Source organism: Pseudomonas sp. HY13-MNA-CIBAN-0226, from assembly GCF_040310305.1.
Lineage (GTDB): Bacteria > Pseudomonadota > Gammaproteobacteria > Pseudomonadales > Pseudomonadaceae > Aquipseudomonas > Aquipseudomonas gregormendelii.
In genome coordinates, this window is record NZ_JBEOPS010000007.1 from 52,701 (window position 1) to 78,340 (window position 25,640).

At 61.2% G+C, this 25,640-nt stretch carries 21 protein-coding genes and 2 pseudogenes; 15 read left to right on the top strand and 8 right to left on the bottom strand.

Features of this window, described 5'->3' with window-relative positions:
- Positions 1-9: 9 nt before the first annotated feature.
- Both AAEZ05_RS09415 and AAEZ05_RS09420 read right to left on the bottom strand, forming a co-directional pair.
- Positions 10-759 (bottom strand): methyltransferase, encoded by a 750-nt coding sequence (locus AAEZ05_RS09415; RefSeq protein WP_045060319.1) that lies wholly within the window; start codon positions 757-759, stop codon positions 10-12.
- Positions 759-1,061 (bottom strand): MazG-like family protein, encoded by a 303-nt coding sequence (locus AAEZ05_RS09420; RefSeq protein WP_045060320.1) that lies wholly within the window; start codon positions 1,059-1,061, stop codon positions 759-761. Before AAEZ05_RS09420 ends, AAEZ05_RS09415 begins: the two co-directional genes overlap by 1 nt.
- A gap of 224 nt (positions 1,062-1,285) precedes the next feature.
- On the opposite strand from AAEZ05_RS09420, the gene AAEZ05_RS09425 reads away from it, so the two are divergent.
- Positions 1,286-1,579: a hypothetical protein gene (locus AAEZ05_RS09425; RefSeq protein WP_045060321.1), complete on the top strand. Its 294-nt coding sequence runs from the start codon at positions 1,286-1,288 to the stop codon at positions 1,577-1,579.
- Between the two features lie 28 nt (positions 1,580-1,607).
- On the top strand, positions 1,608-2,957 hold the full coding sequence (locus tag AAEZ05_RS09430; protein ID WP_350600547.1) for an MATE family efflux transporter: 1,350 nt from the start codon (positions 1,608-1,610) through the stop codon (positions 2,955-2,957).
- On the opposite strand, the gene AAEZ05_RS09435 is transcribed toward AAEZ05_RS09430, so the two are convergent.
- The 6 genes and pseudogenes from AAEZ05_RS09435 to AAEZ05_RS09455 all read right to left on the bottom strand — a co-directional run bounded on the left by AAEZ05_RS09435 (position 2,951) and on the right by AAEZ05_RS09455 (position 8,442).
- Entirely contained in the window at positions 2,951-3,826 is an 876-nt protein-coding gene (locus AAEZ05_RS09435; RefSeq protein WP_045060323.1) for an alpha/beta hydrolase, read from the bottom strand. The genes AAEZ05_RS09430 and AAEZ05_RS09435 overlap by 7 nt on opposite strands.
- 12 nt (positions 3,827-3,838) lie before the next feature.
- A pseudogene (locus AAEZ05_RS30695) lies at positions 3,839-3,985 on the bottom strand (DUF4123 domain-containing protein); the annotation flags it as partial.
- A gap of 54 nt (positions 3,986-4,039) precedes the next feature.
- Positions 4,040-5,953, bottom strand: a complete 1,914-nt coding sequence (gene speA / locus AAEZ05_RS09440) for an arginine decarboxylase (RefSeq protein ID WP_045060324.1) — start codon at positions 5,951-5,953, stop codon at positions 4,040-4,042.
- Between the two features lie 214 nt (positions 5,954-6,167).
- Complete coding sequence (locus AAEZ05_RS09445; RefSeq protein ID WP_045060325.1) at positions 6,168-6,539, bottom strand: translation initiation factor Sui1; 372 nt, start codon at positions 6,537-6,539, stop codon at positions 6,168-6,170.
- Positions 6,540-6,813: 274 nt separating this feature from the next.
- Complete coding sequence (locus AAEZ05_RS09450) at positions 6,814-7,371, bottom strand: NUDIX hydrolase (protein ID WP_045060326.1); 558 nt, start codon at positions 7,369-7,371, stop codon at positions 6,814-6,816.
- A gap of 3 nt (positions 7,372-7,374) precedes the next feature.
- Positions 7,375-8,442 (bottom strand): DUF2333 family protein, encoded by a 1,068-nt coding sequence (locus AAEZ05_RS09455; protein ID WP_045060327.1) that lies wholly within the window; start codon positions 8,440-8,442, stop codon positions 7,375-7,377.
- A gap of 314 nt (positions 8,443-8,756) precedes the next feature.
- On the opposite strand from AAEZ05_RS09455, the gene AAEZ05_RS09460 reads away from it, so the two are divergent.
- The 13 genes and pseudogenes from AAEZ05_RS09460 to tspR all read left to right on the top strand — a co-directional run bounded on the left by AAEZ05_RS09460 (position 8,757) and on the right by tspR (position 25,627).
- Positions 8,757-10,427 carry a response regulator gene (locus tag AAEZ05_RS09460; RefSeq protein ID WP_045060328.1) on the top strand — a complete coding sequence of 557 codons (1,671 nt, stop codon included), beginning with the start codon at positions 8,757-8,759 and terminating at the stop codon, positions 10,425-10,427.
- Between the two features lie 1,492 nt (positions 10,428-11,919).
- Positions 11,920-12,426: pseudogene (locus AAEZ05_RS30700) on the top strand (methyl-accepting chemotaxis protein); the annotation flags it as partial.
- 269 nt (positions 12,427-12,695) lie between these two features.
- Complete coding sequence (gene aroQ / locus AAEZ05_RS09470) at positions 12,696-13,148, top strand: type II 3-dehydroquinate dehydratase (protein WP_045060330.1); 453 nt, start codon at positions 12,696-12,698, stop codon at positions 13,146-13,148.
- A gap of 48 nt (positions 13,149-13,196) precedes the next feature.
- Entirely contained in the window at positions 13,197-13,655 is a 459-nt protein-coding gene (gene accB / locus AAEZ05_RS09475; protein WP_045060331.1) for an acetyl-CoA carboxylase biotin carboxyl carrier protein, read from the top strand.
- A 17-nt stretch (positions 13,656-13,672) separates the two neighbouring features.
- Positions 13,673-15,031: an acetyl-CoA carboxylase biotin carboxylase subunit gene (gene accC, locus AAEZ05_RS09480; RefSeq protein WP_045060332.1), complete on the top strand. Its 1,359-nt coding sequence runs from the start codon at positions 13,673-13,675 to the stop codon at positions 15,029-15,031.
- Positions 15,032-15,269: 238 nt separating this feature from the next.
- Positions 15,270-16,148, top strand: a complete 879-nt coding sequence (gene prmA, locus AAEZ05_RS09485) for a 50S ribosomal protein L11 methyltransferase (protein ID WP_122841618.1) — start codon at positions 15,270-15,272, stop codon at positions 16,146-16,148.
- Between the two features lie 30 nt (positions 16,149-16,178).
- Positions 16,179-17,402 carry a DUF3426 domain-containing protein gene (locus AAEZ05_RS09490; RefSeq protein WP_350647025.1) on the top strand — a complete coding sequence of 408 codons (1,224 nt, stop codon included), beginning with the start codon at positions 16,179-16,181 and terminating at the stop codon, positions 17,400-17,402.
- Between the two features lie 185 nt (positions 17,403-17,587).
- On the top strand, positions 17,588-18,598 hold the full coding sequence (gene dusB / locus AAEZ05_RS09495) for a tRNA dihydrouridine synthase DusB (protein ID WP_045060335.1): 1,011 nt from the start codon (positions 17,588-17,590) through the stop codon (positions 18,596-18,598).
- Positions 18,595-18,915 carry a DNA-binding transcriptional regulator Fis gene (gene fis / locus AAEZ05_RS09500; protein WP_007907419.1) on the top strand — a complete coding sequence of 107 codons (321 nt, stop codon included), beginning with the start codon at positions 18,595-18,597 and terminating at the stop codon, positions 18,913-18,915. The genes dusB and fis overlap by 4 nt, the downstream gene beginning before the upstream one ends.
- An 81-nt stretch (positions 18,916-18,996) precedes the next feature.
- A complete protein-coding gene (gene purH / locus AAEZ05_RS09505) occupies positions 18,997-20,604 on the top strand; it encodes a bifunctional phosphoribosylaminoimidazolecarboxamide formyltransferase/IMP cyclohydrolase (protein ID WP_045060336.1) in 1,608 nt (535 codons plus the stop codon).
- A 189-nt stretch (positions 20,605-20,793) separates the two neighbouring features.
- Positions 20,794-22,089, top strand: coding sequence for a phosphoribosylamine--glycine ligase (gene purD, locus AAEZ05_RS09510; protein WP_045060337.1), 1,296 nt, complete (start codon positions 20,794-20,796; stop codon positions 22,087-22,089).
- 99 nt (positions 22,090-22,188) lie between these two features.
- Positions 22,189-24,966: a hybrid sensor histidine kinase/response regulator gene (locus tag AAEZ05_RS09515; protein ID WP_045060338.1), complete on the top strand. Its 2,778-nt coding sequence runs from the start codon at positions 22,189-22,191 to the stop codon at positions 24,964-24,966.
- A gap of 64 nt (positions 24,967-25,030) precedes the next feature.
- Positions 25,031-25,627 (top strand): type III secretion system genes modulator TspR, encoded by a 597-nt coding sequence (gene tspR, locus AAEZ05_RS09520; protein WP_045060339.1) that lies wholly within the window; start codon positions 25,031-25,033, stop codon positions 25,625-25,627.
- Positions 25,628-25,640 lie beyond the last annotated feature (13 nt).

The window sequence follows — 25,640 nt, forward strand, 5'->3', positions numbered from 1 at the left end:
ATGCTCCGATCAGATCGGCCGGCAGATCCAGTGCAAGTAGCGCCCAAGCCCGGCAAAGCTTGGGTGACGGCGGTGCGCGAGTTCCATTTCAAGCAGGTCCACCAGTTCCGCGCGGGCCTGGAATTCCACCGGCATGTAGTCGTGGAAAACCCGTACCCCGCTTTGGGTTTCGACCCGCCACAGGCCCTCAAGTTGCGCCGCAAGTTCACGCGGGTCCAGGGGCTGTTGTGGCGTCAGGCTCTGTTTTTCCCCCGCCATGTCGTTTTTGCGCATCTTGCGAAAGTGGCCTTTGAGCAGGTTGCGGTAGATCAGCGCATCGCGGTTGTAGAACGCCAGGGACAACCAGCCGTCCTGCCGGGTCAGTTGATGCAAGACCGGCAATATCGCGTGGGGCTCGGCCAACCATTCCAGCACTGCGTGACACAGCACCAGGTCGTAGGGTTCGGTAAGCTGGCCGAGCAGATCCTGCCAGGGTGCCTGGATAAAAGTCGCGTGTTGCCCGGCCTCGGCGAAGCGCTGGCGAGCACCTTCAAGCATCGGTTCGGCAGGTTCGGCGAGCGTGACGTCATGCCCGCGCTGGGCCAGCCATAACGACATGTGGCCCAGGCCCGCGCCGATATCCAGAACGCGCAACGGCCGGTCCGGCAGGGTTTCGGCCAGGTCGGCCTGGAGCACGGCCAGACGAATGGCGCCCTTGGCCCCACCGTAGATTTTTTCGGCGAAGCGCGTCGCCAGCTGATCGAAATGACGGTCACTCATCAGCTGAACCGCCGTTCGCTGTCCGCCAGCTTGCTGCGTACCACTTCATTCATGTCCAACCCCAACTCGCTGCACAACAGCAGCAGATAAAGCACAATGTCGCCAACTTCCTGACCGGCATGGGCGAGTTTCTCGGCCGGCAGCTGGCGCGACTGGTCTTCGGTCAGCCACTGGAAGATCTCCACCAGCTCGGACATTTCCACGCTGGCAGCCATGGCCAGGTTTTTGGGGCTGTGAAATTGTCGCCAGTCATTGCGATCGCGGATGGCGTGCAGGCGTTCGGTCAGTTCAACAAGGTTCATCGGGCTCTCCTGAAGACGTATAGCTTCAAGGGGTTGGCCCAGGACTGCAAGCGTATCGATGGAGTGTCGAACTTTGCCCCATAATCCACAGTCGATGCCCTGTGCAGGAGCTGCCGCAGGCTGCGATCTTTTGGCATAGTCATTAGCGCCAAAGATCAAGATCAAACGATCGCAGCCTGCGGCAGCTCCTACGGGGCTCATCATTCTCTCAGGACGAACTACACATGCAGGTAGAAAGCTTTTTCGAATGGCTCGGGCAGGCACTCGGCTCAGTCATCCGTTTTATCGTCGACGGCCTCAGCGGCCTGTTCAATCTGTTGAGCCATGCCGGCGCCAACTTCGTCGAGGGGCTGTCCCGGGCGCTGGGGATGGACACTTCGATCATCAGCATCATCGCGCTGGTCCTGGGCCTGATGCTCTTGTGGTCGGCCATTCGGGCGTTCATGAATGCGTCGATCATCATGGGGATCATCTGGCTGCTGCTCGGGTTGTGGCTGTTGAGCTGGATCATCCACTGACACACAATGGCTCCCCCAAGGAGCCTGCATGTCCAACCTGAGCAACGACTGGCGCGACCGCCTGACCCATCGCCGGGTCTGGGCGCTTGCCGCGCCCATGATTCTGTCCAATATCTCGGTACCGCTGGTGGCGCTGGTCGACAGCACCGTCATCGGCCACCTGCCCCATGCCCATCAACTCGGCGCCGTGGCCGTGGGCGCCAGCCTTTACACCTTCCTGGCGTGGGGCATGGGCTTCCTGCGCATGGGCACCACCGGTTTCGCCGCGCAGGCGGCCGGCCGAGGCGATGGCGCGGCGTTGCGGCAGATCCTGTTGCAGGGCTTGTTGCTGGCCCTGGGGCTGGCGATTGTCCTGGGCGCAGCAGGCGTACCCCTGAGCGGAGTCGCGCTGCACTTCATGCAGCCTTCGGCGGAGCTGGACCAACTGACCCGCGAATTCTTTCACACCCGACTATTCGGGCTGCCGGCAGCCCTGGCCAGTTATGCACTGGTTGGCTGGTTCCTCGGCACGCAGAACGCTCGGGCACCCCTGGCGATACTGCTGAGCACCAACCTGGTCAACATTGCCTTGAACCTGTGGTTCGTTCTGGGCCTGGAATGGGGGGTGACAGGGGCCGCCCGGGCCTCGGTCATTGCTGAATGGACCGGAGCAATCATCGGCCTGCTGATGACCCGCAAGGCCCTGCGCGCCTACCCCGGGCACATCGCCTGGGCGGCGCTGGCCATCTGGCAGAGCTGGCGCCCCTTGCTGGCGGTCAATCGCGACATCTTCATTCGCAGCCTGGCGCTGCAGTCGATTTTTTTCCTGATCACCGTGCAAGGTGCGCGGCTGGGCGACGCTACTGTCGCCGCCAATGCGCTGCTGCTCAACGGCCTGTTGCTGACGGCTCATGCACTGGATGGCCTGGCCCACGCTGTGGAAGCGTTGTGCGGCCATGCCATTGGCGCCCGTGACCGGCAGGCGTTGCGCCGCTCCCTGGTGGTCGCCTGCGGCTGGTCGCTGCTGGCGAGCCTGGGTTTTGCCGTGCTGTTCCTGTTTGGCGGGCATCTGTTCATCGAGATGCAGACCGATATCCAGAGTGTGCGCGACACTGCGTTCATCTACCTGCCCTACCTGGCCGCGCTGCCATTGATTGCCGTGTGGAGCTACCTGCTCGATGGCCTGTTCATCGGCGCTACGCGCGCCCGGGAAATGCGCAATGGCATGTTGTTGACGGTGGCCCTGCTGCTGCCCTTCGCCTGGGCGCTGCAAGGGTTGGGCAACCATGGTCTATGGCTGACCTTCCTGCTTTTCATGTTGCTGCGCAGCCTGACACTTGGGGCGTTTGCCTGGTATCTGCAACGCAACGACGGCTGGTTTGCCGGCAAAGCTCACTGAGCCGGCGTGGCCTTGATGAAGCCTTCGACCTCATCCAGCACCGGTGCCAGGCCGCGCATTGGCCGGGACAACGCTGCCACCAGGGTGGCATGACCGGTGCGGGAGAAATACAGGTCGCGCACCGGCACCCCGGCTTCGCGCAACTTGCGCGCCAGGCCACCGGTGTTGCGACCAGGGTCGACCAGCTCATCATCGCTGGACGCCATCAGCAACGCCGGTGGCGCGCCTCGACTGACATGGTTGATCGGTTGAGACAGGGCCGGCGAATTCGGCCAGAAGAACACCGGGCGCACGTCAGGGTTAACGATGGGCAGAAAGTCATAGGGACCGGCCAGGCCGATCCAGCCGCTGATGTCATGGGGCGACATGCCAGCAGCTCCCAGTAATTGCGGGTCCAGTGCCAGCATCGCGACGTTGTACGCGCCGGAGCTATGCCCCATCAGGTACAGCCGCTGCGGATTGCCGGAAAACTGCTGGATGTGCGAGCGGGTCCAGGCTACGGCCTTGGCGCCATCCTCGAGAAACGCCGGGTAGCGCACCTGCGGATACAGGCGATAGTCCGCCAGCACCGCCACGATTCCCCGGGATGCCAGGGCCTCACCGACAAAACTGTAATCGCTGCGCGATCCGCTGTTCCAGCTGCCGCCGTAGAAAAACACCACCACCGGGGCGTTTTCCATGGGGTGGCGCGGGACGTACACATCGAGTTTTTGCCGCGGGTCGCTGCCATAGGCAATGCCCTCGGTCTTGTCGAAGCTGTCTTTAGGGGTCAGTGCATTAAGCGCCTTGAGCGGTGAACAGGCCGCGATCGCAGCCAGCACCAGCGCGCCAATGGCCCGTTTGCAAAATAGCCGAATCCTGATCGCCATCGACGCCACACCTCAGGGTTTGTTGTTCTGCCACAGATAGCGCAGCCACAACCACTCATCGAGCACCTGTCGCTCGCTGAAACCTAGCGCCAGGCCTTCCTGAAGATGGGACCACGGGCGCTCGTAATCGGTCCCCGTGGTTTCACTCCACTGCCAGGCTCGCCCGCGCCAGGCCAACCGGCCCCACGCGAATCAAGCCTTGGCGCCAACCCGTCAGGACGACAGGTAAGACGAACGGGTCAGGCCCAGACGCAAGGCGTCGAGGAACTGGGTGCGTTCGGCGGCAGTGATGCGCGCGCTGGCGCATTTGTCGCGGTAGTGGGTCATCAGCTCTTCCGGCGACAAGTGCACGTAGCGCAGCATGTCTTCGATGGTGTCGTGGGTTTCGATACCGGCGTGATACACACTGCCATCCGCGTTCTGGTAGATGTTCACCGAGTCGGTGTCACCGAACAGGTTGTGCATGTCGCCGAGAATTTCCTGGTAGGCGCCCACCAGGAAGATACCCAGCAGGTAGTCTTCACCTTCGTTCAGACCGTGTACCGGCAGGCTGGTCTCGATGCTCTGCTCGTCGACGTACTGCTTGATCTTGCCGTCGGAATCGCAGGTCAGGTCTTGCAGCACGGCACGGCGCAGCGGCTCCTCGTCGAGACGGTGCAGCGGCAGGATCGGCAGGACCTGGCCGATGGCCCAGGTGTCCGGCAGGCTCTGGAATACCGAGAAGTTGCAGATGTACTTGTCGGCCAGTTTGTCGTTGAGTTCGTCGAGCACCTGGCGGTGCGAACGCTGACGCGCCTTCAACGAGTTGTGCAGGCGACGGCACACCGCGAAGTAGCATTGCTCGGCCAGGGCTTTTTCCGCCAGGGTCAGCTTGCCATCGGCGTACTGGGTAGCCACGTCGCTCATGTAGTGAGTGGCGCGCCAGTAGGTTTCGGTGACCATCTCGATGTCGGTCGGGCCCAGCAGGTCTACCAGCCACTGCACGGTTTCCGGCAGGGCCTCCTTGTTCTCGATCTGCGGCACGTCGTCGTTGTGTTTCTCGACGTCGGTGACCTGCACCACCAGCATGGCGTGGTGCGCCGTCAGCGAGCGACCGCTTTCGGAGAAGATGTTCGGGTGCGGCAGGCTCTGCGCGTCGCAGAATTCCTTGAGCATCCCGACCACGACGCCGGCGTAGTCGTCCATGTCGTAGTTGATCGAACTGGCGTTACGCGAGTGGGTACCGTCGTAGTCGACGCCCAGGCCGCCACCGACGTCGATATGATCCACCGGCAGGCCGAGGTTGCGCAGTTCGCCGTAGTAGCGGATCGCTTCCTTGAAGCCGTGCTGGTAGTCCGCCAGGTTGGCGATCTGCGAACCCATGTGGAAGTGCAACAGGCGGATGCCTTGGTCCAGGCCCGCCGCGCGGAAACGCTCGACCACCGACAGCAGCTGCGCCGCCGACAGGCCGAATTTGGATTTCTCGCCGCCGGTATCCGCCCACTTGGACGACGCCAGGGACGACAGGCGCACGCGCAGGCCGACCTGAGGCTTGACCTTCAGCGAGGCGGCTTCTTCGATCACCAGCTCAACTTCGGATTCTTTCTCGATCACGATGAACACGTTGTGCCCGAGTTTCTGCCCCATCAAGGCCAGGCGGATGAACTCGCGGTCCTTGTAGCCATTGCAGACGATGGTGCCGCCTTTGGGCGCCAGGGCCAGCACGGCCAGCAGCTCGGGTTTGGAACCGGCTTCAAGGCCAATGGAAACATCCTGGGTGGCGATGATGTTTTCGATCACCGCTTCCTGCTGGTTGACCTTGATCGGGTAAAGCGCGGTGTACTTGCTCTGGTATTCCAGGCGTTCGATGTTCGAATCGAATGCACCGGTCAGCTGACGCACGCGGTCTTGCAGGATGTCGGGAAAACGAACCAGCAATGGCAGGGACAAGCCGCTCTTGCGCAGCTGGTCCACTTGCTCGAACAGGTCGATAGGCGAACTGGCGGGGCCGTTCGGACGAACCTCGACGCGACCGGCGTCATTGATGGCGAAATACCCGGCCCCCCAATGGCGGATCCCGTAAACACTGCGGCTGTCCGCAACTGTCCATTGGCTGCCATCGTCTTTGCGTGTGCGTCGTACGGACATTGAAGTCCCCTATAAAGAAGTCATAGAGCGTCGCCTGGGTTCAGGCCGGCGCAGTCTAAAGAATGAAAATGACGGTTCGTCAACGAGGGGGTAGACCTCGCCGACCGCAGTGAGTTTAGAAACCGGTCAGAACAGGCTCTGTGAAAACCATGTGGACGACGCCAGACCTGCTGTGAGGACTGGATCAAGTCGAGGGTGGTTTTCACAGAGGCTGCTAGCCGCCGGACTTCTTTGCCTTGAAACCGAGCTTGATCAATTCCGCCAAGAGTAGTTCGACATGATCGCCCTGGATTTCAATGATGCCGTCTTTCAACGCACCCCCGGTCCCGCAACGTTTTTTCAACGTGGTCGCCAGGTCCTTGAGCGCATCTTCAGCCAGGGGCACACCGGTGATGGTGGTCACCGTCTTGCCGCCACGTCCCTTGCTTTCGCGACGTACGCGAGCAATGCCGTCACCGGCCGGGATCACGGTCTGTTTGCAGATGCAGGCGTCCACCGGTTTACTGCACTCGGGGCAATGACGACCTGCGTCGGTGGAAAATACCAGGCCACCTAGGGCGGCGAAGGATGCGGCTTTTTTGGCCACCGGCAATCCTCTTGGGAGGACAAAGACTGGCCGCAGCGCATGGCTATCGACCGCGAAGCCCCACTCAGGCAGGGGCAGCGCTACTGAAACGGAAAAGCCGGTGTAGGAGCTGACGAGTGCAACGAGGCTGCGATCTTTTGATCTTGATTCAATGGCAAATCAAAAGATCGCAGCCTGCGGCAGCTCCTACGCCGTACTGATGTCGGTTCAGTTTGAAAAGGTCGCGCAGTGTAACGGCAAAAACGCCGATTGCTAAGAGCCAATCGGCGCCAATTTATAGCTCTTTTGCGACGTCTTTCCCGCAGGCGCGAAGATAGCGCTTCAAAGCCGCCAGCGAGTCCGGGCAGTAAGGCTTCTGCCGGATTTCCAGCATTACCTGGTCGATGGGTAGAAAGCGCGCTTCAACCACCTCTTCCGGCTGCAGGATCAACGGCCCGTCCCACACTGCCGAGAACGCCGAACACCACAGGCGATTGCCGGTGTCCTCGAAGTAGAAATGGTCGTGGGCGGTCAACTCCACCCCGCCAACGCCCAGCTCTTCTTCCAGTTCCCGTGCGGCCGACTCGGCGTAGGTTTCGGTGGCAAGCACCATGCCGCCAGCGGCAACGTCCCAGTAACCGGGATAGATCGCCTTGCTCAGGGTGCGGCGGTGCACGCACAGCTCACCCGCCGAATTGAACAGCATGATGTAGGTGCCACGCCCGATCAGGCCCCGCTCGCGCAGGTCGGAACGGACCAGCGCGCCGAGCAGGTTGTCCTGCTCATCGACCCAGGCAATCTGCTCGGCGTCCGAGGCCGCGCGGTGGGCGGCCTCTTTGTCGCTGTCAGCCATGACTCAGCCCTGGTTGAGCAATTGACGCAAGTCGATCACTGCGGCGTTCGCTCGGGAAATGTAGTTAGCCATGACCAGCGAGTGGTTGGCCAGAACGCCAAAGCCGCTGCCGTTAAGGATCATCGGACTCCACACCGGCTCCTGCGAAGCTTCCAGCTCACGAATGATCTGGCGCACGCTGACGGTGGCGTTTTTCTTCGCCAGCACGTCAGCGAAGTCGACTTCAATGGCGCGCAGCAGGTGGGACAAGGCCCATGCCTGGCCGCGGGCTTCATAGAATACGTTGTCGATCTGCATCCACGGGGTTTCGACGATTTCCTCGTCAACCTGTGGTACCTGGCCCGGGGCCACGACCTCGGTTTTCAAGGCGGTGTTGAGCTTGACCCGGCCAACGCTGGCCGACAGTCGCTGCGACAACGAACCCAGGCGTGTGCCCACATCACCCAACCAGTTGTTGAGGTTGTCGGCACGGGCGTAGAACAGCGCATTTTTCTGCGAAGGATCGGACAGGCGAGCCTGGTAGCGGCTCAGGGAATTGATGCCTTCCTGATACTCGGACTCACTGGACGGCAGCACCCAGCTCTTGTTGTCGAAGTTGAAGCGCGGTTCGGCCTTGGCCAGGTCCGAGTCTTCCGCCGATTGCGATTGCGAGCGGGCAAAATCTTTACGCAGTGCTCGCGTCAGGTCGCGCACCTGCACCAGCACCCCGTATTCCCAGCTTGGCGTGTTGTCCATCCACAGGCCTGGCGGGAAACGGTCATTGGAAATATAGCCGCCCGGCTTGCTCAGCAAGGTATCGGCCACGGTCTTGAGGGTTTCAACCGTGGTGTAGCCGATGACCATCTGCTTGCCTTCTTTCTCGGCAGCGACCTGGGCATTCTGCTGAACCGGGAACAGTGCCGGCTCCTGGCTCCAATACCAGCCCAGGGCGATAGCCACCAACAGGTACAGGCCGATCAAGGTGACCAGCGCCCGGCTGAACAACAGTCCACCTATATAGCTGCGGGTGGCTGATTTTGGTTCAGCGGCACGTTCAGGCGCGCTGCCCGCGCGGTTCTTCCAGTCCAGCATGGCGATATCCTTTCAATCACTTGAGTTCATCGGTTCGACCACAACCCTACGCCATCGTGCCTCGTTTGCCGCGCATTAATACGCGCATGCCGCAAGCATCAATCGCACGGTCGATACCGCCACTATAAATGAACACCACGCCTTGTGTTGGTGCGGCGTACGCATCCCGTACGCAGCACCGCGACTCGCCAGTCATAAACTGAATGAGCTCGCTATGCAGATTATTGACATGCGACACTGATCCACCCTCGGAAGAGATGCTAGCATAGAGCCACCAGTCGATCTCAGCATGCACCCTAACTAGTAGTCAGGATATGACCGAGCCAGAAGACCCCAGCCGTGAGCGCCTCAAGCACCACTTTGCCCAGCGGGTAATTCATCAGGCACGTCAGATTCTTGAGACATGGCAGCGCCTGCAGCGCAGCGAGTGGTCTGCCACCGACCTGGCGGAACTGAGCGAAGCCAACCTGCGCCTGTTGCGGTTCGCCGAGCGCTTCGAGCAGCCGGAACACATGCAACTGGCCCGCCACATCGGCCAGGCACTTGACGCAGTCGAGACCAATCGCGGTCGCCTCAGCAGCGGCCTGATCACTGACCTTAACCGCCTGATGCAGCGGCTGTCGCGCACCGGCCTGCGCCAGGGCGATCAGCTCGATCAGACGTTCCTGCCGCCCTTGCGCAAACCGATCTACGTGATGCTGCAGGATCACGACCGCGCGGAGCGCCTGGCCAAACAGCTGGAATTTTTCGGTCTTAGCGCCCAGTCCCTGGACAGCGTGGCGGCGTTTCGCTCCTCGATGGTCGAGCGCCTGCCGGCGGCGATTGTCATGGATGTGGATTTCAGCGGGCCCGGCATCGGCCTCAAACTCGCCGCCGAAGCCCAGGAAGGCCTGGAACAACAACTGCCGCTGCTGTTCTTCAGTCTTAATGAAACCGACACCCCGACCCGCCTCGCCGCCGTGCGTGCCGGCGGCCAGGAGTTCCTCACCGGCACCCTCGAAGCGTCAAGCCTGCTGGAAAAGATCGAAGTGCTGACCTGCGTCGCGCAGTACGAACCGTTCAAAGTGCTGATCATTGACGATTCCCGGGCCCAGGCCATGCACACCGAGCGCCTGCTCAATAGCGCCGGCATTGTCACCCGCACCTTGATCGAGCCTATACAGGCCATGGCCGAACTCGCGGACTTCCAGCCCGACCTGATCATCCTCGACATGTACATGCCGGCCTGCACCGGCACCGAGCTGGCCAAGGTCATCCGCCACAACGACCGATACGTCAGCGTGCCGATCATCTACCTTTCGGCCGAGGATGACCTGGACAAGCAACTCGACGCCATGAGTGAAGGGGGCGACGATTTCCTGACCAAACCGATCAAACCGCGGCACCTGATCACCACCGTGCGCAACCGCGCGGCACGGGCGCGCAACCTGAAGGCGCGGATGGTGCGCGACAGCCTCACCGGCCTGTACAACCACACCCATATCCTGCAGTTGCTGGAAGACTGCAGCTTTCGCGCGCGCCGCGAGAACAAGCCACTGAGCTTTGCCATGCTCGATATCGACCACTTCAAGCGGGTCAATGACAGTCATGGCCATCCGATGGGCGACCGGGTGATCAAGAGCCTGGCGCTGTTCCTCAAGCAGCGCCTGCGCAAGACTGACTTCATCGGCCGCTACGGTGGCGAAGAGTTCGCCATTGTGATGCCCGATACCGATCTGGAGTCGGCCCACAAAGTGCTCGATGAAATCCGCCAGCGCTTCGCCGAAATTCACTATCCGGCGCAGCCCCAGGACCTTTGGTGCACGTTCAGCGCCGGGGTGGTGGACCTCGGTGAAAACTCCGACAGCTTGATGATGGCGAGCCAGGCTGACGAGGCGCTGTACCGCGCCAAGCATGCCGGGCGCAACCGCGTGCAGTCCTCGCGGGAATCAAAGCAAAAGGCCACTATTTCATCTGAATCCACCGAACCAGTCATAACCCTGTAATAGAAACGCAATAACTTCGGGCGCTTACCATTCTGCCGTTGGTAGTCCCGCGATGCGCCTCAAGCTGCTGACCAATCTCAACACCGTCCTCTTAATTGCCGTGTGCGCTGCGCTTGGCGCGACCCTATGGTGGTCGCAAAAAGCCCTTGAACGACCCTATCTGCTGATGGAGCGTTACCTGAGCCTGTCCCAGCAGTTTCAACGGCAGGTGGTGGGCAACGTGCAGGATTACCTCGTCAGCGGTGATGCCCTGCGCCTGAGCAGTGCGGGCCAGGCGATCGATGAGCTTAAACACGAGCTCGATGAACTGCCGCCCTCCCTGGCCGACGCCGTGCGCCCCAGCCTTGCGGAGCTTGAAGGGTTCAGCAAAACCGAACTGCTCGCCGCCGGCAAGCTTGCAGGCGACCCCCAGGCGTTGCTGCTGCAGGCAGAACGGGAGCTGGGCGCAAACCTTGACCAGCTCAGCCAATATGCCAGTGCCAACGCGGACTACCTCAAGCCCTTGCTCAACGCCTCGCAGAACGTGGGCAAGCTGTCGCTGGCCCGGGACAAACTGGTCAGCAGCGGTCGCAGCGAACTGGCTGCGGAGGTGGAGCGCGAAGTCAGCAATATCCGCACCCAGGCCAGTATTCTGGAGGCCCTGCCCTTGCTGGGCGTGACGAGCAGCAGCGAGTCCAATACCGATGATTTTGCCGCCATGATGGGTCTGGAAAGCACTGAGAAGACCGTCGCCGAAGACGCCGGCATTGCCCTCAAACGGGAACTCAACAGCCTGTTGGCCCGCTACCCCGCAGAACTTGCCCGCACCCGCGAACAGATCGAAAAACGCAGCGAGCTCAGCGCTGCGACTCACCAGAAAATGACCGCCGTGCAGCAGTCCATTGCAGATCTGGAGCCGGCAGTGCGCGCGCAACACGGGCAAATCCAGAGTGAGGTGCGACTGCTGCAGGGGTTGATGATCGGCCTGATCCTGCTGATCGCACTGCTGATCGACACTCTGCAACGGCGACTGGCTCGCACCCTGACCAACCTCGCACCCGCCCTGTCGACCTGGGCCGAGGGCGATTTCAGCCGGGACATCGAACTGGGCAGGACCAACCGCGAATTGCACGACATTCAGGCTTCGCTCAACCGCCTGCGAGCCTACCTGGTCGACCTGGTGGGAACCATTCGCCTGAACGCCGAGCAAGTGGCCGGCAGCAGTCGCACCCTGGCCGAGTTGAGCAACGACCTGCACGGCGGCGCTGAGGATCAGGCTGGCGACACCGCGATGATCCGCGATTCTCTCGCAGAGCTGGAAGCTACGATCCAGCAAGTGGCCGGCGATGCCAGCCAAGCCGCCGACGCCAGTCGCCATGCGGGGCTGGCGGTAGAGCAAGGGCAGAAAGTCATCGGCCTGAGCCTTGCCGGCCTGCATGCCCTGGTCGGCGAAGTGCAAGGCAATGCGCAGATGATTGAACATCTGGCCGAAGAGTCGGCCACGATCGGCGGGGTACTGACGGTCATCCGCTCGATCGCCGACCAGACCAACCTGCTGGCCCTGAACGCCGCCATCGAGGCGGCTCGTGCCGGGGAAATGGGTCGCGGGTTTGCCGTGGTTGCAGAGGAAGTTCGCTCGCTGGCACAACGCACTGCCGGTGCCACGGCGCAGATCCAGACCTTGATTGCCGGGCTGCAAACGGCGGCACGCCAATCGGTCGAAGGCATGCGCGCCCAGGTCGGTCACGCGCAGTCCACCGCCAACCAGGCCCAGGCGGCGGACGGCGCACTGGATAAAATCGTCGATGCGATCCAGACCATTTCCGACACTGCAGTGCGCATTGCCGATGTGACTGCGCAGCAAAGTGGTGCGGTCAGTGAGATTCGCGATCACAGCGAGCGGATTCACCAGCTGGGTGGGGATAACTTGCTGCGAATTGGTGAAGGCCGTGAGCAAGGGGAACACTTGCTGGTGCTGGGCGGACGGTTGCACACGGCGGTACAGGCGTTTCGCGTCTGATCGAGCGCCTTCGCGAGCAAGCCCGCTCCCACACTGGATACATGCGCGGCACAGGCCCCAGTGGGAGCGGGCTTGCTCGCGACGGCAGCACACCTGCCAACCCCATCATGCCGGCCGGGCCCAAATGACCGGATTCAATCGGGCGGTCATATATTTCGCGCAAACATCGGCCATCGTGCTGGCTATTGCATAGAACTGGACAGTCACAAAGTCTTTGCGGCATAGTCGCCGGGTTCTGACAAATGCACTCGGATAACAAGGAACAGCAGATGGCAACCTTTCTGGTTCTGCACGGACCCAACCTGAACTTGCTCGGCACCCGCGAACCGGGCACCTATGGCGCCACGACGCTGGCCCAGATCAACCAGGACCTGGAACGCCGTGCCCGTGAAGCCGGCCACCATTTGCTGCACCTGCAGAGCAATGCCGAGTATGAATTGATCGACCGCATCCACGCTGCCCGCAGCGAAGGTGTGGATTTCATCCTGATCAATCCAGCAGCTTTTACGCACACAAGTGTCGCTTTACGTGACGCGCTGCTGGCGGTGAGCATCCCATTCATCGAAGTGCATTTGTCTAACGTGCACAAACGCGAACCATTCCGCCATCACTCTTACTTCTCCGACGTAGCGGTGGGAGTGATCTGCGGCCTTGGCGCCAGCGGTTATCGACTGGCCCTGGAGGCCGCACTAGAGCAGCTTGAAACACAGGCAACGACTTGAACTACAAGCGTTAAGCGCCCCTGACCGACCCTTGGGAGTTGATGATTCATGGATATCCGTAAAGTTAAGAAACTGATCGAATTGCTGGAAGAGTCCGGCATCGACGAGCTCGAGATCAAGGAAGGCGAAGAGTCCGTACGTATCAGCCGCCACAGCAAGACGCCAGCTCAACAGTACTACGCACCGGCTCCAATGCACGCTCCGGCTCCAGCGCCTGCCGCTGCCGCCCCGGTTGCCGCCGCTCCTGCCGCTGCAGCCGCGCCTGTGCTGAACGGCACCGTTGCCCGCTCGCCGATGGTGGGTACTTTCTATCGCAAATCTTCGCCAAGCTCGCCGTCCTTCGTTGAAGTCGGCCAGACCGTGAAGAAAGGCGACACCCTGTGCATCGTTGAAGCGATGAAGATGATGAACCACATCGAAGCTGAAACCAGCGGTGTGATCGAATCCATCCTCGTCGAAGACGGCCAGCCGGTTGAGTACGACCAACCGCTGTTCACCATCGTTTGAACCGCGGAGAAACTTTGATGACTGCGAAGTTGGAAAAAGTTCTGATCGCCAACCGCGGTGAGATTGCCCTGCGGATCCTGCGTGCCTGTAAGGAAATGGGCATCAAGACTGTCGCCGTTTACTCCAAGGCCGACAAGGAGCTGATGCACCTGGGCCTGGCAGACGAATCCGTCTGCATCGGTCCGGCGTCGGCCGCCCATTCTTACCTGCACATTCCGGCAATCATCGCCGCAGCTGAAGTGACCGGCGCTACCGCCATTCACCCAGGCTACGGTTTCCTCGCGGAAAACGCTGATTTTGCTGAACAGGTCGAGAACTCCGGCTTCGCCTTCATCGGTCCGAAAGCCGACACCATTCGCCTGATGGGCGACAAGGTATCGGCCAAGCACGCGATGATCGCTGCTGGCGTTCCAACCGTTCCGGGTTCTGACGGCCCGCTGCCGGAAGACGAAGAAACCGCCCTGCGCATCGGTCGCGAAGTCGGTTACCCGGTGATCATCAAGGCCGCTGGCGGCGGCGGTGGTCGCGGCATGCGCGTTGTGCATAAAGAGGAAGACCTGATCTCCTCGGCGAAACTGACCCGTTCCGAAGCTGGCGCGGCGTTCGGCAACCCGATGGTCTATCTGGAAAAATTCCTGACCAACCCACGTCACGTGGAAGTTCAGGTGCTTTCCGATGGCCAGGGCCACGCCATCCATCTGGGCGACCGCGACTGCTCGCTGCAACGTCGTCACCAGAAGGTCCTCGAAGAAGCACCGGCACCGGGCATCGACGAGAAAGCTCGCCAGGAAGTCCTCGCACGCTGCGTTAAAGCCTGCATCGACATCAACTACCGTGGCGCGGGCACCTTCGAGTTCCTGTACGAGAACGGCGCGTTCTATTTCATCGAAATGAACACCCGCGTTCAGGTCGAGCACCCGGTTACCGAAATGGTCACTGGCATCGACATCGTCAAGGAGATGCTCAGCATCGCCGCTGGCAACAAGCTGTCGTACACCCAGGAAGACGTCGTCATCCGCGGTCACGCACTTGAATGCCGGATCAACGCCGAAGACCCAAAAACCTTCATGCCAAGCCCAGGCACGGTCAAGCACTTCCACGCTCCAGGCGGCAACGGCGTTCGCGTCGATTCGCACCTGTACAGTGGTTATGCCGTTCCGCCGAACTACGATTCGTTGATCGGCAAGCTGATCACCTACGGCGCAACCCGTGACGAAGCCCTGGCGCGCATGCGCAATGCGCTGGACGAAATCGTGGTCGACGGGATCAAGACCAACATCCCGCTGCACCGCGACCTGGTCCGCGACGAAGGCTTCTGCAAAGGTGGAATCAACATCCACTACCTGGAACACAAGCTGGCTGGCGACAAGCACTAAGCTTTAGCTGGTAATCAACCAAGCCGCCTTCGGGCGGCTTTGTTGTTTTTGAAGCACAGTCAAAAGATCGCAGCCTTCGGCAGCTCCTACATTTGGAATGCGCTCCCCTGTAGGAGCTGCCGAAGGCTGCGATCTTTTGATCTTCAACCATGGTCGTCTTCTTAGCCACGCTCGCGTAAACTTGCGCGCTTCTCGCAGCCCGCTAGGCTGCAATCAATATTTTTCAAAGGTGCCCGCCATGCCTTGGCTGCAAGTCCGTCTCGCCATCAGCCCAGAACAAGCCGAAACCTACGAAGACGCTTTCCTTGAAGTGGGCGCCGTGTCGGTGACCTTCATGGACGCTGAAGATCAGCCGATTTTCGAACCGGAACTCAACACCACGCCACTGTGGTCGCACACGCACCTGCTGGCCCTGTTCGAAGGCGGCACTGAAGCGGCGAGCGTGCTGGCGCATCTTGAATTGCTGACCGGCAGCCCATTGCCCGAGCATCACAGCGAAGTCATCGAAGACCAGGACTGGGAGCGCAGCTGGATGGACGGTTTCCAGCCGATGCGTTTTGGCCAGCGCCTGTGGATTGTCCCGAGCTGGCACGCCGCACCCGAGCCTGACGCGGTGAACCTGTTGCTGGATCCGGGCCTGGCGTTTGGCACCGGCACACACCCGACCACCGCACTGTGCCTGGAGTGGCTCGATGGTCAGGACCTGAAGGATTGCAACGTGCTCGACTTCGGTTGCGGCTCGGGCATCCTGGCGATCGCCGCCCTGTTGCTGGGCGCCAGGGAAGCCGTAGGCACTGACATCGACGTGCAGGCGCTGGAAGCTTCCCGGGACAATGCGGGGCGCAACAACATTGCCGAAGCGTTGTTCCCGTTGTATTTGCCAGAAGATCTGCCGCAGGTGAAGGCCGACGTATTGGTCGCCAATATCCTCGCCGGGCCGCTGGTTTCCCTGGCGCCGCAACTGTCCAGCCTGGTCAAGCCGGGTGGCCGCCTGGCGCTGTCGGGCATCCTCGCCGAGCAGGGCGAAGACGTCGCCAGGGCCTACGCCCAGGACTTCGACCTGGACCCGATCGCCAATCGCGATGGCTGGGTGCGCATCACTGGCCGTCGGCGCTAGAATGGGCGCCTGCATTCATCGGATCGCCGCATGACCGACAGCTTCGTCACCCAGTGTCCGCATTGCCAAAAGAGCTTCCGCGTCAGCCATGCCCAGTTGAGCGTGGCCCGCGGAGTGGTTCGTTGCGGGTCATGCCTGCAGGTTTTTAATGCCGCCAAGCAGCTGCTGGAGCAACACGCCGGCAAGGAGCCTGTTGCCTCCACATCCCCAGTCATCGTCGAGCCGCCAGAGCAACGGGCCATCAGCCTGAAGCAGTGGACGGCCGCCGAGCTGGACCTGGACAGCATGGACCTCGACGAAGAACTCGCGCGCCTGGAGCAGCGGGAGATCCAGCCGACCACCGAATTCGGCCGGCACCGCGAAGATTCACTGAGTGCGCGACGCGACAGCGCCGATCATGAGCATGCCCCCTGGGCCGATAGCCTGTACAGCGAATCGGCGGCCGAGCGGGCACAGGCCAGCCAGGTCCAGGAAGCGGCCGCGGTGGTGCCGTTTACTCCACTCAAGCCAGCCCGTACCGAACCCTCGCTGACCCTGGAGCTGGTCGAGCTCGACGATGAGCCGCGCCCTCCCCTGGTGCGCCAGGAACTGGTGCTGGAGCCGCCACCCGCGCCGGAACGCCTGTCCCTGTCCGCGGTGGATGACCTGGATGACGACCTGCCTTCGATCGAGCCGTTGCGTAAAAAGCGCAGCGAACCGGCAGTGCGCGCCGAGGTGCTGCAGGACCTGACCGACGACCCGCTGCAACTGGACTGGCAAAAACGTCGTTCGCCCTGGGGCCGCCGTTTCATCTGGATGCTATTGGTGGCGCTCGCCGCGCTTGCGCTGGGCGGCCAGTACGTTGCGTATCATTTCGAAGAACTCGCGCGTCAGGACCAGTACCGTCCCTGGTTCCAGCAGCTGTGCCCGCAAATCGGTTGCACCGTGCCGTCCAAGGTCGACATCGCGAAAATCAAGAGCAGCAACCTGGTCGTGCGCAGCCACCCGGAATTCAGCGGTGCCCTGGTGGTCGATGCGATCATCTACAATCGCGCGCCGTTCTCCCAGCCATTCCCCCTGCTGGAGCTGCGTTTTGCCGACCTCAACGGTCACCTGATCGCCAGGCGTCAGTTCAAACCCGGCGAATACCTCAATGGCGATCTCGAAGGCATGGCGGAAATGCCGCCGCAGACGCCCATCCACATCGCGCTGGATATTCTCGATCCAGGCTCCAAAGCGGTGAACTACAGCCTGAGTTTTCATTCGCCCGAGTGAAACGCTTCACTGATCCGCGATTGACGACGGATTTCTGCCTGAGCGTGCCTGGACCAAACCGCTGGCGATAACAGAATAACTGTTCAGATTTTGTTCAATTCAGCCTTTATCCAGTCATCGAGAGCGGGTATCATGCCAACCCTTTTTCGAACTCTCATGATCCGGCCCCACAACAGGGAAGTCCTATGTCGGCGGTACGCATCGGTCCATATACATTGCACAACGGCTTGATTCTCGCCCCCATGGCGGGCGTCACAGACCAACCCTTTCGTCAGCTGTGCAAGCGACTGGGCGCCGGGCTGGTAGTTTCAGAAATGGTCACCAGCGACATGAGCTTGTGGAACACCCGCAAGTCCCGCATGCGCATGATCCACGAAGGTGATCCCGAGCCCCGCTCGGTACAGATCGCCGGTGGCGATGCGCAGATGCTGGCAGATGCGGCACGGGCCAACGTCGAACTGGGCGCACAGATTATTGACATCAACATGGGCTGCCCGGCCAAGAAGGTCTGCAACAAGGCCGCCGGCTCCGCACTGTTGAAGGATGAAGCATTGGTGACCGAGATCCTGCGGGCCGTCGTGGCCGCAGTCGATGTGCCGGTCACCCTGAAGATCCGCACCGGCTGGGACCGGGACAACAAGAACGGCCTGACGGTGGCGAAGATCGCCGAGCAGGCAGGAATCACGGCGCTGGCGGTGCATGGCCGCACCCGTGCCGACCTGTACACCGGTGAAGCCGAGTACGACACCATTGCCGCGATCAAGCAGGCGGTGTCGATCCCGGTGTTTGCCAACGGCGATATCGATTCGCCGGAAAAGGCCCGGTATGTGCTCGACGCCACCGGTGCCGATGGCCTGCTGGTAGGGCGGGCTGCCCAGGGGCGGCCATGGATTTTTCGCGAGATCGATCATTACCTGCGCACCGGTGAAAAACTTCCGGCGCTGGAACTGATCGAGGTGGAACGCATACTGCTAGAGCATTTGGCCGCGCTGCACGTTTTCTATGGAGACGTCATGGGTGTGCGCATTGCTCGCAAGCATGTGGGCTGGTATCTCGCAACCTTGCCGGGCGCCAGGGAGTTTCGCGCCCACTTCAATCGTTTGGAAGATACGGAAGCACAATGCGCCAACGTTCAGGGCTTCTTCGCCGAACGTTACAAGAGCCTGACAGGGGACGGAGAAGGGGTGGCCGCATGACGATGATGACCGAGACTTTAGTGAGTGGAACAACACCCGTGAGCGACAACGTGAATTTGAAACAGCACCTCAATACGCCTAGCGAAGAAGGCCAGACCCTTCGCGGGAGTGTCGAGAAGGCGCTGCACAATTATTTCGCCCACCTTGAGGGCGCTGCCGTCACGGATGTGTACAACCTGGTGCTCTCCGAAGTCGAGGCTCCCCTGCTCGAGTGCGTGATGAACTACGTCAAGGGCAACCAGACCAAGGCCAGCGAACTGCTCGGACTGAACCGGGGCACGCTGCGCAAGAAACTCAAGCAGTACGATTTGCTGTAAGCATTCAATCAAACCAGAAAGGCGCCCGCGTAAAAACGGTCGCCTTTTTTGCTGACTCCTTTGCTTTTGATGGAAATTGAGATGACCGACCAGACTACCCGCCTGCCGATCCGCCGCGCCTTGATCAGCGTTTCCGACAAGACCGGGATCCTCGAATTCGCCAAGGAGCTTGAAGCCTTGGGCGTCGAGATCCTCTCCACCGGCGGAACGTTCAAGCTGCTGCGCGACAACGGTGTTGCCGCAGTGGAAGTCGCGGATTACACCGGTTTCGCAGAAATGATGGACGGTCGGGTGAAAACCCTGCACCCGAAAATCCACGGCGGGATCCTCGGTCGTCGCGGCATCGATGACGCCATCATGAACGAGCACGGCATCAAGCCGATCGATCTGGTAGCCGTCAACCTGTACCCGTTCGAAGCCACCATCAACAAGCCAGGCTGCGACCTGCCGACCGCCATCGAAAACATCGACATCGGCGGCCCGACCATGGTCCGTTCCGCGGCAAAAAACCACAAAGATGTAGCGATCGTGGTGAATGCCAGCGACTACGCCAGCGTGCTCGAAGGTCTCAAGGCCGGCGGCCTGACCTACGCCCAGCGTTTCGACCTGATGCTCAAGGCCTTCGAACACACGGCCGCCTATGACGGCATGATCGCCAACTACATGGGCACCGTAAACCAGGCTGCCGATACGCTGAGCACTGAAGGTCGCAGCGAATTCCCGCGCACTTTCAACAGCCAGTTCGTCAAGGCCCAGGAAATGCGCTACGGCGAGAACCCGCACCAGAGCGCGGCGTTCTACGTGGAAGCCAAGCCTGCCGAAGTCGGCATCGCCACCGCGACCCAACTGCAAGGTAAAGAGCTGTCGTACAACAACGTGGCGGACACCGACGCCGCGCTGGAATGCGTGAAGAGCTTCGTCAAACCAGCCTGTGTGATCGTCAAGCACGCCAACCCGTGCGGCGTGGCCGTAAGCCCCGACGCCGAAGGCGGTATCCGCCAGGCCTACGAGCTGGCCTACGCCACTGATACCGAGTCTGCGTTCGGCGGCATCATTGCCTTCAACCGCGAACTGGATGCTGAAACGGCCAAGGCCATCGTCGAGCGTCAGTTCGTCGAAGTGATCATTGCCCCGTCCGTCAGCGAAGAAGCTCGCGCCATCGTCGCCGCCAAAGCCAACGTGCGCCTGCTGGCCTGTGGCGAGTGGTCGGCCGATCGCGCTGCTGCGTGGGATTACAAGCGCGTCAATGGCGGCCTGCTGGTGCAGAGCCGTGACATCGGCATGATCGGCAGCGAAGACCTGAAAGTGGTGACCAAGCGCGCACCGACCGAACAGGAAATCAACGACCTGATCTTCGCCTGGAAAGTCGCCAAGTACGTCAAATCCAACGCCATTGTGTACGCCAAGAACCGCCAGACCATCGGCGTCGGCGCTGGCCAGATGAGCCGCGTGAACTCCGCGCGAATCGCCGCGATCAAGGCTGAACACGCGGGTTTGCAAGTGCAGGGTTCGGTGATGGCATCGGACGCGTTCTTCCCGTTCCGCGATGGCCTGGACAATGCGGCCAAGGCCGGTGTCACTGCGGTGATCCAGCCAGGCGGCTCGATGCGCGACGCAGAAGTGATTGCCGCCGCTGATGAAGCCGGCATCGCCATGGTGTTCACCGGCATGCGCCACTTCCGTCACTAACCAGACAACGGCCGCACTGAAACCGGCATCTGCTGCGTTGGAGGCTACCTTGATGATGCTCATTGCCAAAAGGCAACTCCGCTCATCAAGGTAGCCTCCGCCTTGCATCTACCGGCTTCATTGCGACCTCCTGCAGCGCGAAGCGCTTCAGGTTCTAAAACAGAATTAGCTTCATCCGAGGTTTTTGAAATGAATGTTTTGATCATTGGCAGCGGTGGCCGTGAACACGCCCTGGCCTGGAAAGTGGCTCAGGATCCGCGCGTGCAGAAGGTTTTTGTTGCGCCTGGCAACGCCGGCACCGCGATTGAAGCCAAGTGCGAAAACGTTGCGATCGATGTGCTGGCCCTTGAACAGCTTGCCGACTTCGCCGAGAAAAATGTCTCACTGACTATCGTAGGCCCGGAAGTGCCACTGGTGGCCGGTGTGGTCGATCTGTTCCGCACACGCGGCCTCGACTGCTTCGGCCCGACCGCTGGCGCAGCCCAGCTGGAAGGCTCCAAGGCGTTCACCAAGGACTTCCTGGCTCGCCACAAGATCCCGACAGCCGACTATCAGAACTTCACCGAGATCGAGCCTGCCCTGGCTTACCTGCGTGAAAAAGGTGCGCCGATCGTCATCAAGGCCGACGGCCTGGCGGCCGGTAAAGGCGTGATCGTCGCCATGACCCTGGCCGAAGCCGAGGACGCCGTACGCGACATGCTCGCTGGCAATGCCTTCGGCGACGCTGGCTCCCGCGTAGTCATCGAAGAGTTCCTGGACGGTGAAGAAGCCAGCTTCATCGTCATGGTTGACGGCAAGAACGTACTGCCAATGGCCACCAGCCAGGACCACAAACGCGTCGGCGATGGCGATACCGGCCCGAACACAGGCGGCATGGGTGCCTACTCCCCTGCCCCGGTGGTCACCAGCGAAGTGCACCAACGCGTAATGGATCTGGTGATCTGGCCGACCGTTCGCGGCATGGCCGATGAAGGCAACGTTTACACGGGCTTCCTGTACGCCGGCCTGATGATAGACAAAGCCGGCAACCCTAAAGTCATCGAATTCAACTGCCGTTTCGGCGACCCTGAGACCCAGCCGGTCATGCTGCGCCTGCAGTCGAGCCTGGTGTTGCTGGTCGAAGCCGCCCTGGCGCAAGCGCTGGACAAGGTCGAAGCACAGTGGGATCCACGTCCGAGCGTCGGCATCGTGCTGGCAGCGGGCGGCTATCCTGGTGATTACGCCAAAGGCGTGGCCATCAATGGCCTGGACGCTGCCGCAGCACTGGAAGGCAAGGTCTTCCACGCCGGTACCGCGCTCAAGGATGGACAAGTGGTCACCGCCGGTGGTCGAGTGCTCTGTGCGACCGCCATGGGCGCCAGTGTCGATGCGGCTCAACAGCAGGCTTACCAGCTGGCAGCCAAAATCGATTGGGAAGGCTGCTTCTATCGCAAGGACATCGGCTACCGCGCCATTGCCCGTGAGCGTGGCGAAAATCAGGAATAGTCGATCCATTCGGTCGGGCAAGGGCCTCAAGCCCTTGCCGGACTATTCCGGCGCCGCGCATAGTTATATTCTGGCATCAACCTACGAAGGGATTTCGCCGTGCGCTGGCTCAGGATTGCCGTAAGTCTCACCGTCACTCTGCTGACCTTGCTCTGCATGCTCCCGGCCCAGGCCGCGCAAGGCAGTGGCTGGGCCGTATTGCTCGACGAGCAGGGCAACCTGCAGTTGAGCGACATCCGTTCCGCCCGTTATACCAATCAATTCAGCCCTATCGAACTTGAACGCCTGACGGCGGCCGAGCCCGGTGGCGCGCTCTGGCTACGCTTCAGGCTGGCCCCCGGCAAACACGAGCAGGTGCTGAAGATATTCGCTCCGGACCTCGAAAACCTCAAACTCTACGTGCTGGACGGCGACAAGCTCATCGACCAGACCCAGGCCGGCGCCGATCAGCCGCAAGCTGAGAGGCGAATGGCTGGCAGTGATGTCCTGTTGCCGCTGCCACAAAGCAATAACACCCTGGATGTCTACCTGCGCCTGGTTTCCGATCACCAGATGCGCCCCTACATCACCCTGCAATCGGCTATCAGCACCGCCGCCAACCAGACCCAGACACTGATCTACGGCCTGCTGTTCGGTTGCATCGCCATGCTGATCCTGCACAACCTCATCCGTTACGCCTACACGCGATCACGCAGCAGTCTTTGGCTGGCCGGGTGCGAGGCCTTGTTGATGCTCAGCCTGGCCCTGTTGCTGAATCTTGCCGGCCCCTGGTTGCCAGCCTGGCACGCCATCCAGACGCCCGGAGCGTATCTGGCCCTGCTGCTGACCGCGCCCTGCGGACTGATGTTTGCCTATCGCTTTTTTGCCCCCCTGGGCTCGCACCCGCTCAATAAACTGCTACAGGGGGAAATGCTGTTCATCATCGCCTGCGGCCTGTTGCTGTTGTTCGTCAACACGCTGCCGCTGAACATCATTACCTATGGGCTGGTCGCCCTCGCCGGCCTGAGCATGTTGTTCGCCGGGGCCTGGCACCTGCAAAAAGGCTATCGCCCGGCGCGCTTTTTCGTGGTGGCCATGGTGGCGTTCAACCTCGGCACCTTGATCATCCTCCCGGCACTGCTGGGGCTGACACTGGTGGAACCCCAGGGCCTTATCACCACGCTGCTGGCGTTCATCTGCCTCAGTGGCCTGTTGATGAGCATCGCCCTGAGCGAGCGCCAGCGCAGCATCACCGAAAGCCGTTTCAGCATCAGCCGCGACCTGGCTGCCAGCAATGCCGAGATCAATGCCAAGGCCGAGTTCCTCGCCAAGATCAGTCACGAAATCCGTACGCCCATGAATGGTGTACTGGGCATGACCGAACTGCTGCTGGGCACCCCGCTTTCAGTCAAACAACGCGACTACGTCCAGACAATCCACAGCGCCGGCAACGAACTGCTCACACTGATCAACGAGATTCTCGACATCTCCAAACTCGAATCCGGGCAGATTGAACTGGACGATGTGCAGTTCGACCTCAACGCGCTGATCGAGGACTGCCTGAGCATCTTCCGCGCCAAGGCCGAGCAACAGAACGTCGAGCTGATCAGCTTTATCCAGCCGCAAGTCCCGCGGGTCATCAGCGGTGACCCGACGCGCCTGCGCCAGACCCTGCTGAGCTTGCTGGAAAACGCCCTGAAAAAAACCGACGAAGGCGAAATCCTGATCGTTGTGGCATTGGATGAACGCAGCGCCAAACCGCGGTTGCGCATTGCCGTGCAGGACAGTGGCGAGCCGATGGACGCCGAGGAGCGCGACGCGCTGATGCACGCCGAACTCCACAGCAAGCATTTCCTGTCGGCCAACCGTGTGGGGGGCAACCTGGGTCTGGTGATCGCCCGTCAACTGATCCGGCTGATGCATGGCGAGTTCGGCATCAAGAGCGGCAACAGCCAGGGCAGCACCTTGTGGCTGACCTTGCCGCTGGATCCAGATCGCCTGGAACACCCCACCTCCGATCTCGATGGCCCTCTTCAGGGTGCGCGGGTGCTGGTCGTCGACGACAACGACACGTGCCGCAAGGTACTGGTGCAACAATGCACCGCCTGGGGCCTGAACGTCAGTGCGGTGCCGTCCGGCAAGGAAGCGCTGGCACTGTTGCGCACCAAGGCGCACCTGCGGGATTATTTCGATGTAGTGCTGCTGGACCAGAACATGCCTGGCATGACCGGCATGCAACTGGCGGCAAAGATCAAGGAAGACCCGAGCCTCAACCACGACATCCTGCTGATCATGCTGACCGGCATCAGCAACGCGCCCAGCAAGATTATCGCGCGCAATTCCGGGATCAAGCGCATCCTCGCCAAGCCGGTAGCCGGCTATACGCTCAAGACCACCCTGGCCGACGAACTTAACCAGCGTAACAAAGGCCTGGCGACCCCCTACCCGTTACCAACGGGGCCGACCCTGCCGGTCAAGGTGCCGGGGGATTTCCGTATCCTGGTGGCCGAGGACAACAGCATTTCCACCAAGGTGATTCGCGGAATGCTGGGCAAACTCAATCTGCAGCCCGACACCGCCAGCAATGGCGAAGAAGCGCTTCAGGCCATGAAGGCCCAGCGGTATGACCTGGTGCTGATGGACTGCGAAATGCCGATTCTCGACGGTTTCTCCGCCACCCAGCAACTACGCGCCTGGGAAGTCGGCAACCAGCGCGTGCGCACCCCTGTGGTCGCCCTGACGGCGCACATACTGGCCGAACACAAGGAGCGGGCTCGCCAGGCCGGCATGGATGGACACATGGCCAAGCCGGTGGAGCTCTCCCAATTGCGCGAACTGATCGAGCACTGGGTCGCCCAGCGAGATGAACAGAACCGCGCGGCGACGCAATCCAGCTGAGCCGACAGACACTGCAACGCCTGTTAGACTTCCCTTCGACTTTTCCCTGCAGTGAGCTCGCACCATGCTCCATGTGTTGTTCAGTGTGTACCTGAAGATGCTGGTGCTCTACAGCCCGTTCTTCGTACTGTCCTGCTTCATCAGCCTGACGCGCGGCTACTCGCGAAAAGAACAACGCCGCCTGGCCTGGAAAGTGGCGACCGCCACGCTGGTTTCGAGTGTGCTGCTGTACTTGTTCGGCCGGGTGATTTTCGATGTGTTCGGCATCACGGTGGATGCCTTTCGCATCGGCGCCGGCAGCGTGCTGTTCATCTCGGCATTGGGCATGGCGCAGGGCAAATCGGTGGTGCAGACTGACAACGTGCAACAGGACGTGACCATCGTCCCGCTCACCATTCCCCTGACGGTCGGCCCCGGGACTATCGGCGCGCTGTTGGTCATGGGCGTCAGCCAGCCGCATTGGGACGACAAGCTGACGGCAATCGTCAGTATCGCCCTGGCCAGTTTCACTGTGGGCGTGGTGCTTTTCCTGTCGAACCGCATCGAGAGAATCCTGGGCGACCAGGGGCTGCAGATTGTCAGCCGCTTGATGGGGTTGTTCGTGTGTGCGCTGGCGGCGCAAATCATCTTTACCGGGATCCGAGGGTACCTGGTGCCCTGAACACAGGCCCCCT

Bases quoted from the DNA above. Each gene is read 5' to 3' on its own strand.
- AAEZ05_RS09415 (WP_045060319.1), bottom strand. From the start codon at position 759: ATGAGTGACCGTCATTTCGATCAGCTGGCGACGCGCTTCGCCGAAAAA.
- AAEZ05_RS09420 (WP_045060320.1), bottom strand. From the start codon at position 1,061: ATGAACCTTGTTGAACTGACCGAACGCCTGCACGCCATCCGCGATCGC.
- AAEZ05_RS09425 (WP_045060321.1), top strand. From the start codon at position 1,286: ATGCAGGTAGAAAGCTTTTTCGAATGGCTCGGGCAGGCACTCGGCTCA.
- AAEZ05_RS09430 (WP_350600547.1), top strand. From the start codon at position 1,608: ATGTCCAACCTGAGCAACGACTGGCGCGACCGCCTGACCCATCGCCGG.
- AAEZ05_RS09435 (WP_045060323.1), bottom strand. From the start codon at position 3,826: ATGGCGATCAGGATTCGGCTATTTTGCAAACGGGCCATTGGCGCGCTG.
- speA (WP_045060324.1), bottom strand. From the start codon at position 5,953: ATGTCCGTACGACGCACACGCAAAGACGATGGCAGCCAATGGACAGTT.
- AAEZ05_RS09450 (WP_045060326.1), bottom strand. From the start codon at position 7,371: ATGGCTGACAGCGACAAAGAGGCCGCCCACCGCGCGGCCTCGGACGCC.
- AAEZ05_RS09455 (WP_045060327.1), bottom strand. From the start codon at position 8,442: ATGCTGGACTGGAAGAACCGCGCGGGCAGCGCGCCTGAACGTGCCGCT.
- AAEZ05_RS09460 (WP_045060328.1), top strand. From the start codon at position 8,757: ATGACCGAGCCAGAAGACCCCAGCCGTGAGCGCCTCAAGCACCACTTT.
- aroQ (WP_045060330.1), top strand. From the start codon at position 12,696: ATGGCAACCTTTCTGGTTCTGCACGGACCCAACCTGAACTTGCTCGGC.
- accB (WP_045060331.1), top strand. From the start codon at position 13,197: ATGGATATCCGTAAAGTTAAGAAACTGATCGAATTGCTGGAAGAGTCC.
- accC (WP_045060332.1), top strand. From the start codon at position 13,673: ATGACTGCGAAGTTGGAAAAAGTTCTGATCGCCAACCGCGGTGAGATT.
- prmA (WP_122841618.1), top strand. From the start codon at position 15,270: ATGCCTTGGCTGCAAGTCCGTCTCGCCATCAGCCCAGAACAAGCCGAA.
- AAEZ05_RS09490 (WP_350647025.1), top strand. From the start codon at position 16,179: ATGACCGACAGCTTCGTCACCCAGTGTCCGCATTGCCAAAAGAGCTTC.
- dusB (WP_045060335.1), top strand. From the start codon at position 17,588: ATGTCGGCGGTACGCATCGGTCCATATACATTGCACAACGGCTTGATT.
- fis (WP_007907419.1), top strand. From the start codon at position 18,595: ATGACGATGATGACCGAGACTTTAGTGAGTGGAACAACACCCGTGAGC.
- purH (WP_045060336.1), top strand. From the start codon at position 18,997: ATGACCGACCAGACTACCCGCCTGCCGATCCGCCGCGCCTTGATCAGC.
- purD (WP_045060337.1), top strand. From the start codon at position 20,794: ATGAATGTTTTGATCATTGGCAGCGGTGGCCGTGAACACGCCCTGGCC.
- tspR (WP_045060339.1), top strand. From the start codon at position 25,031: ATGCTCCATGTGTTGTTCAGTGTGTACCTGAAGATGCTGGTGCTCTAC.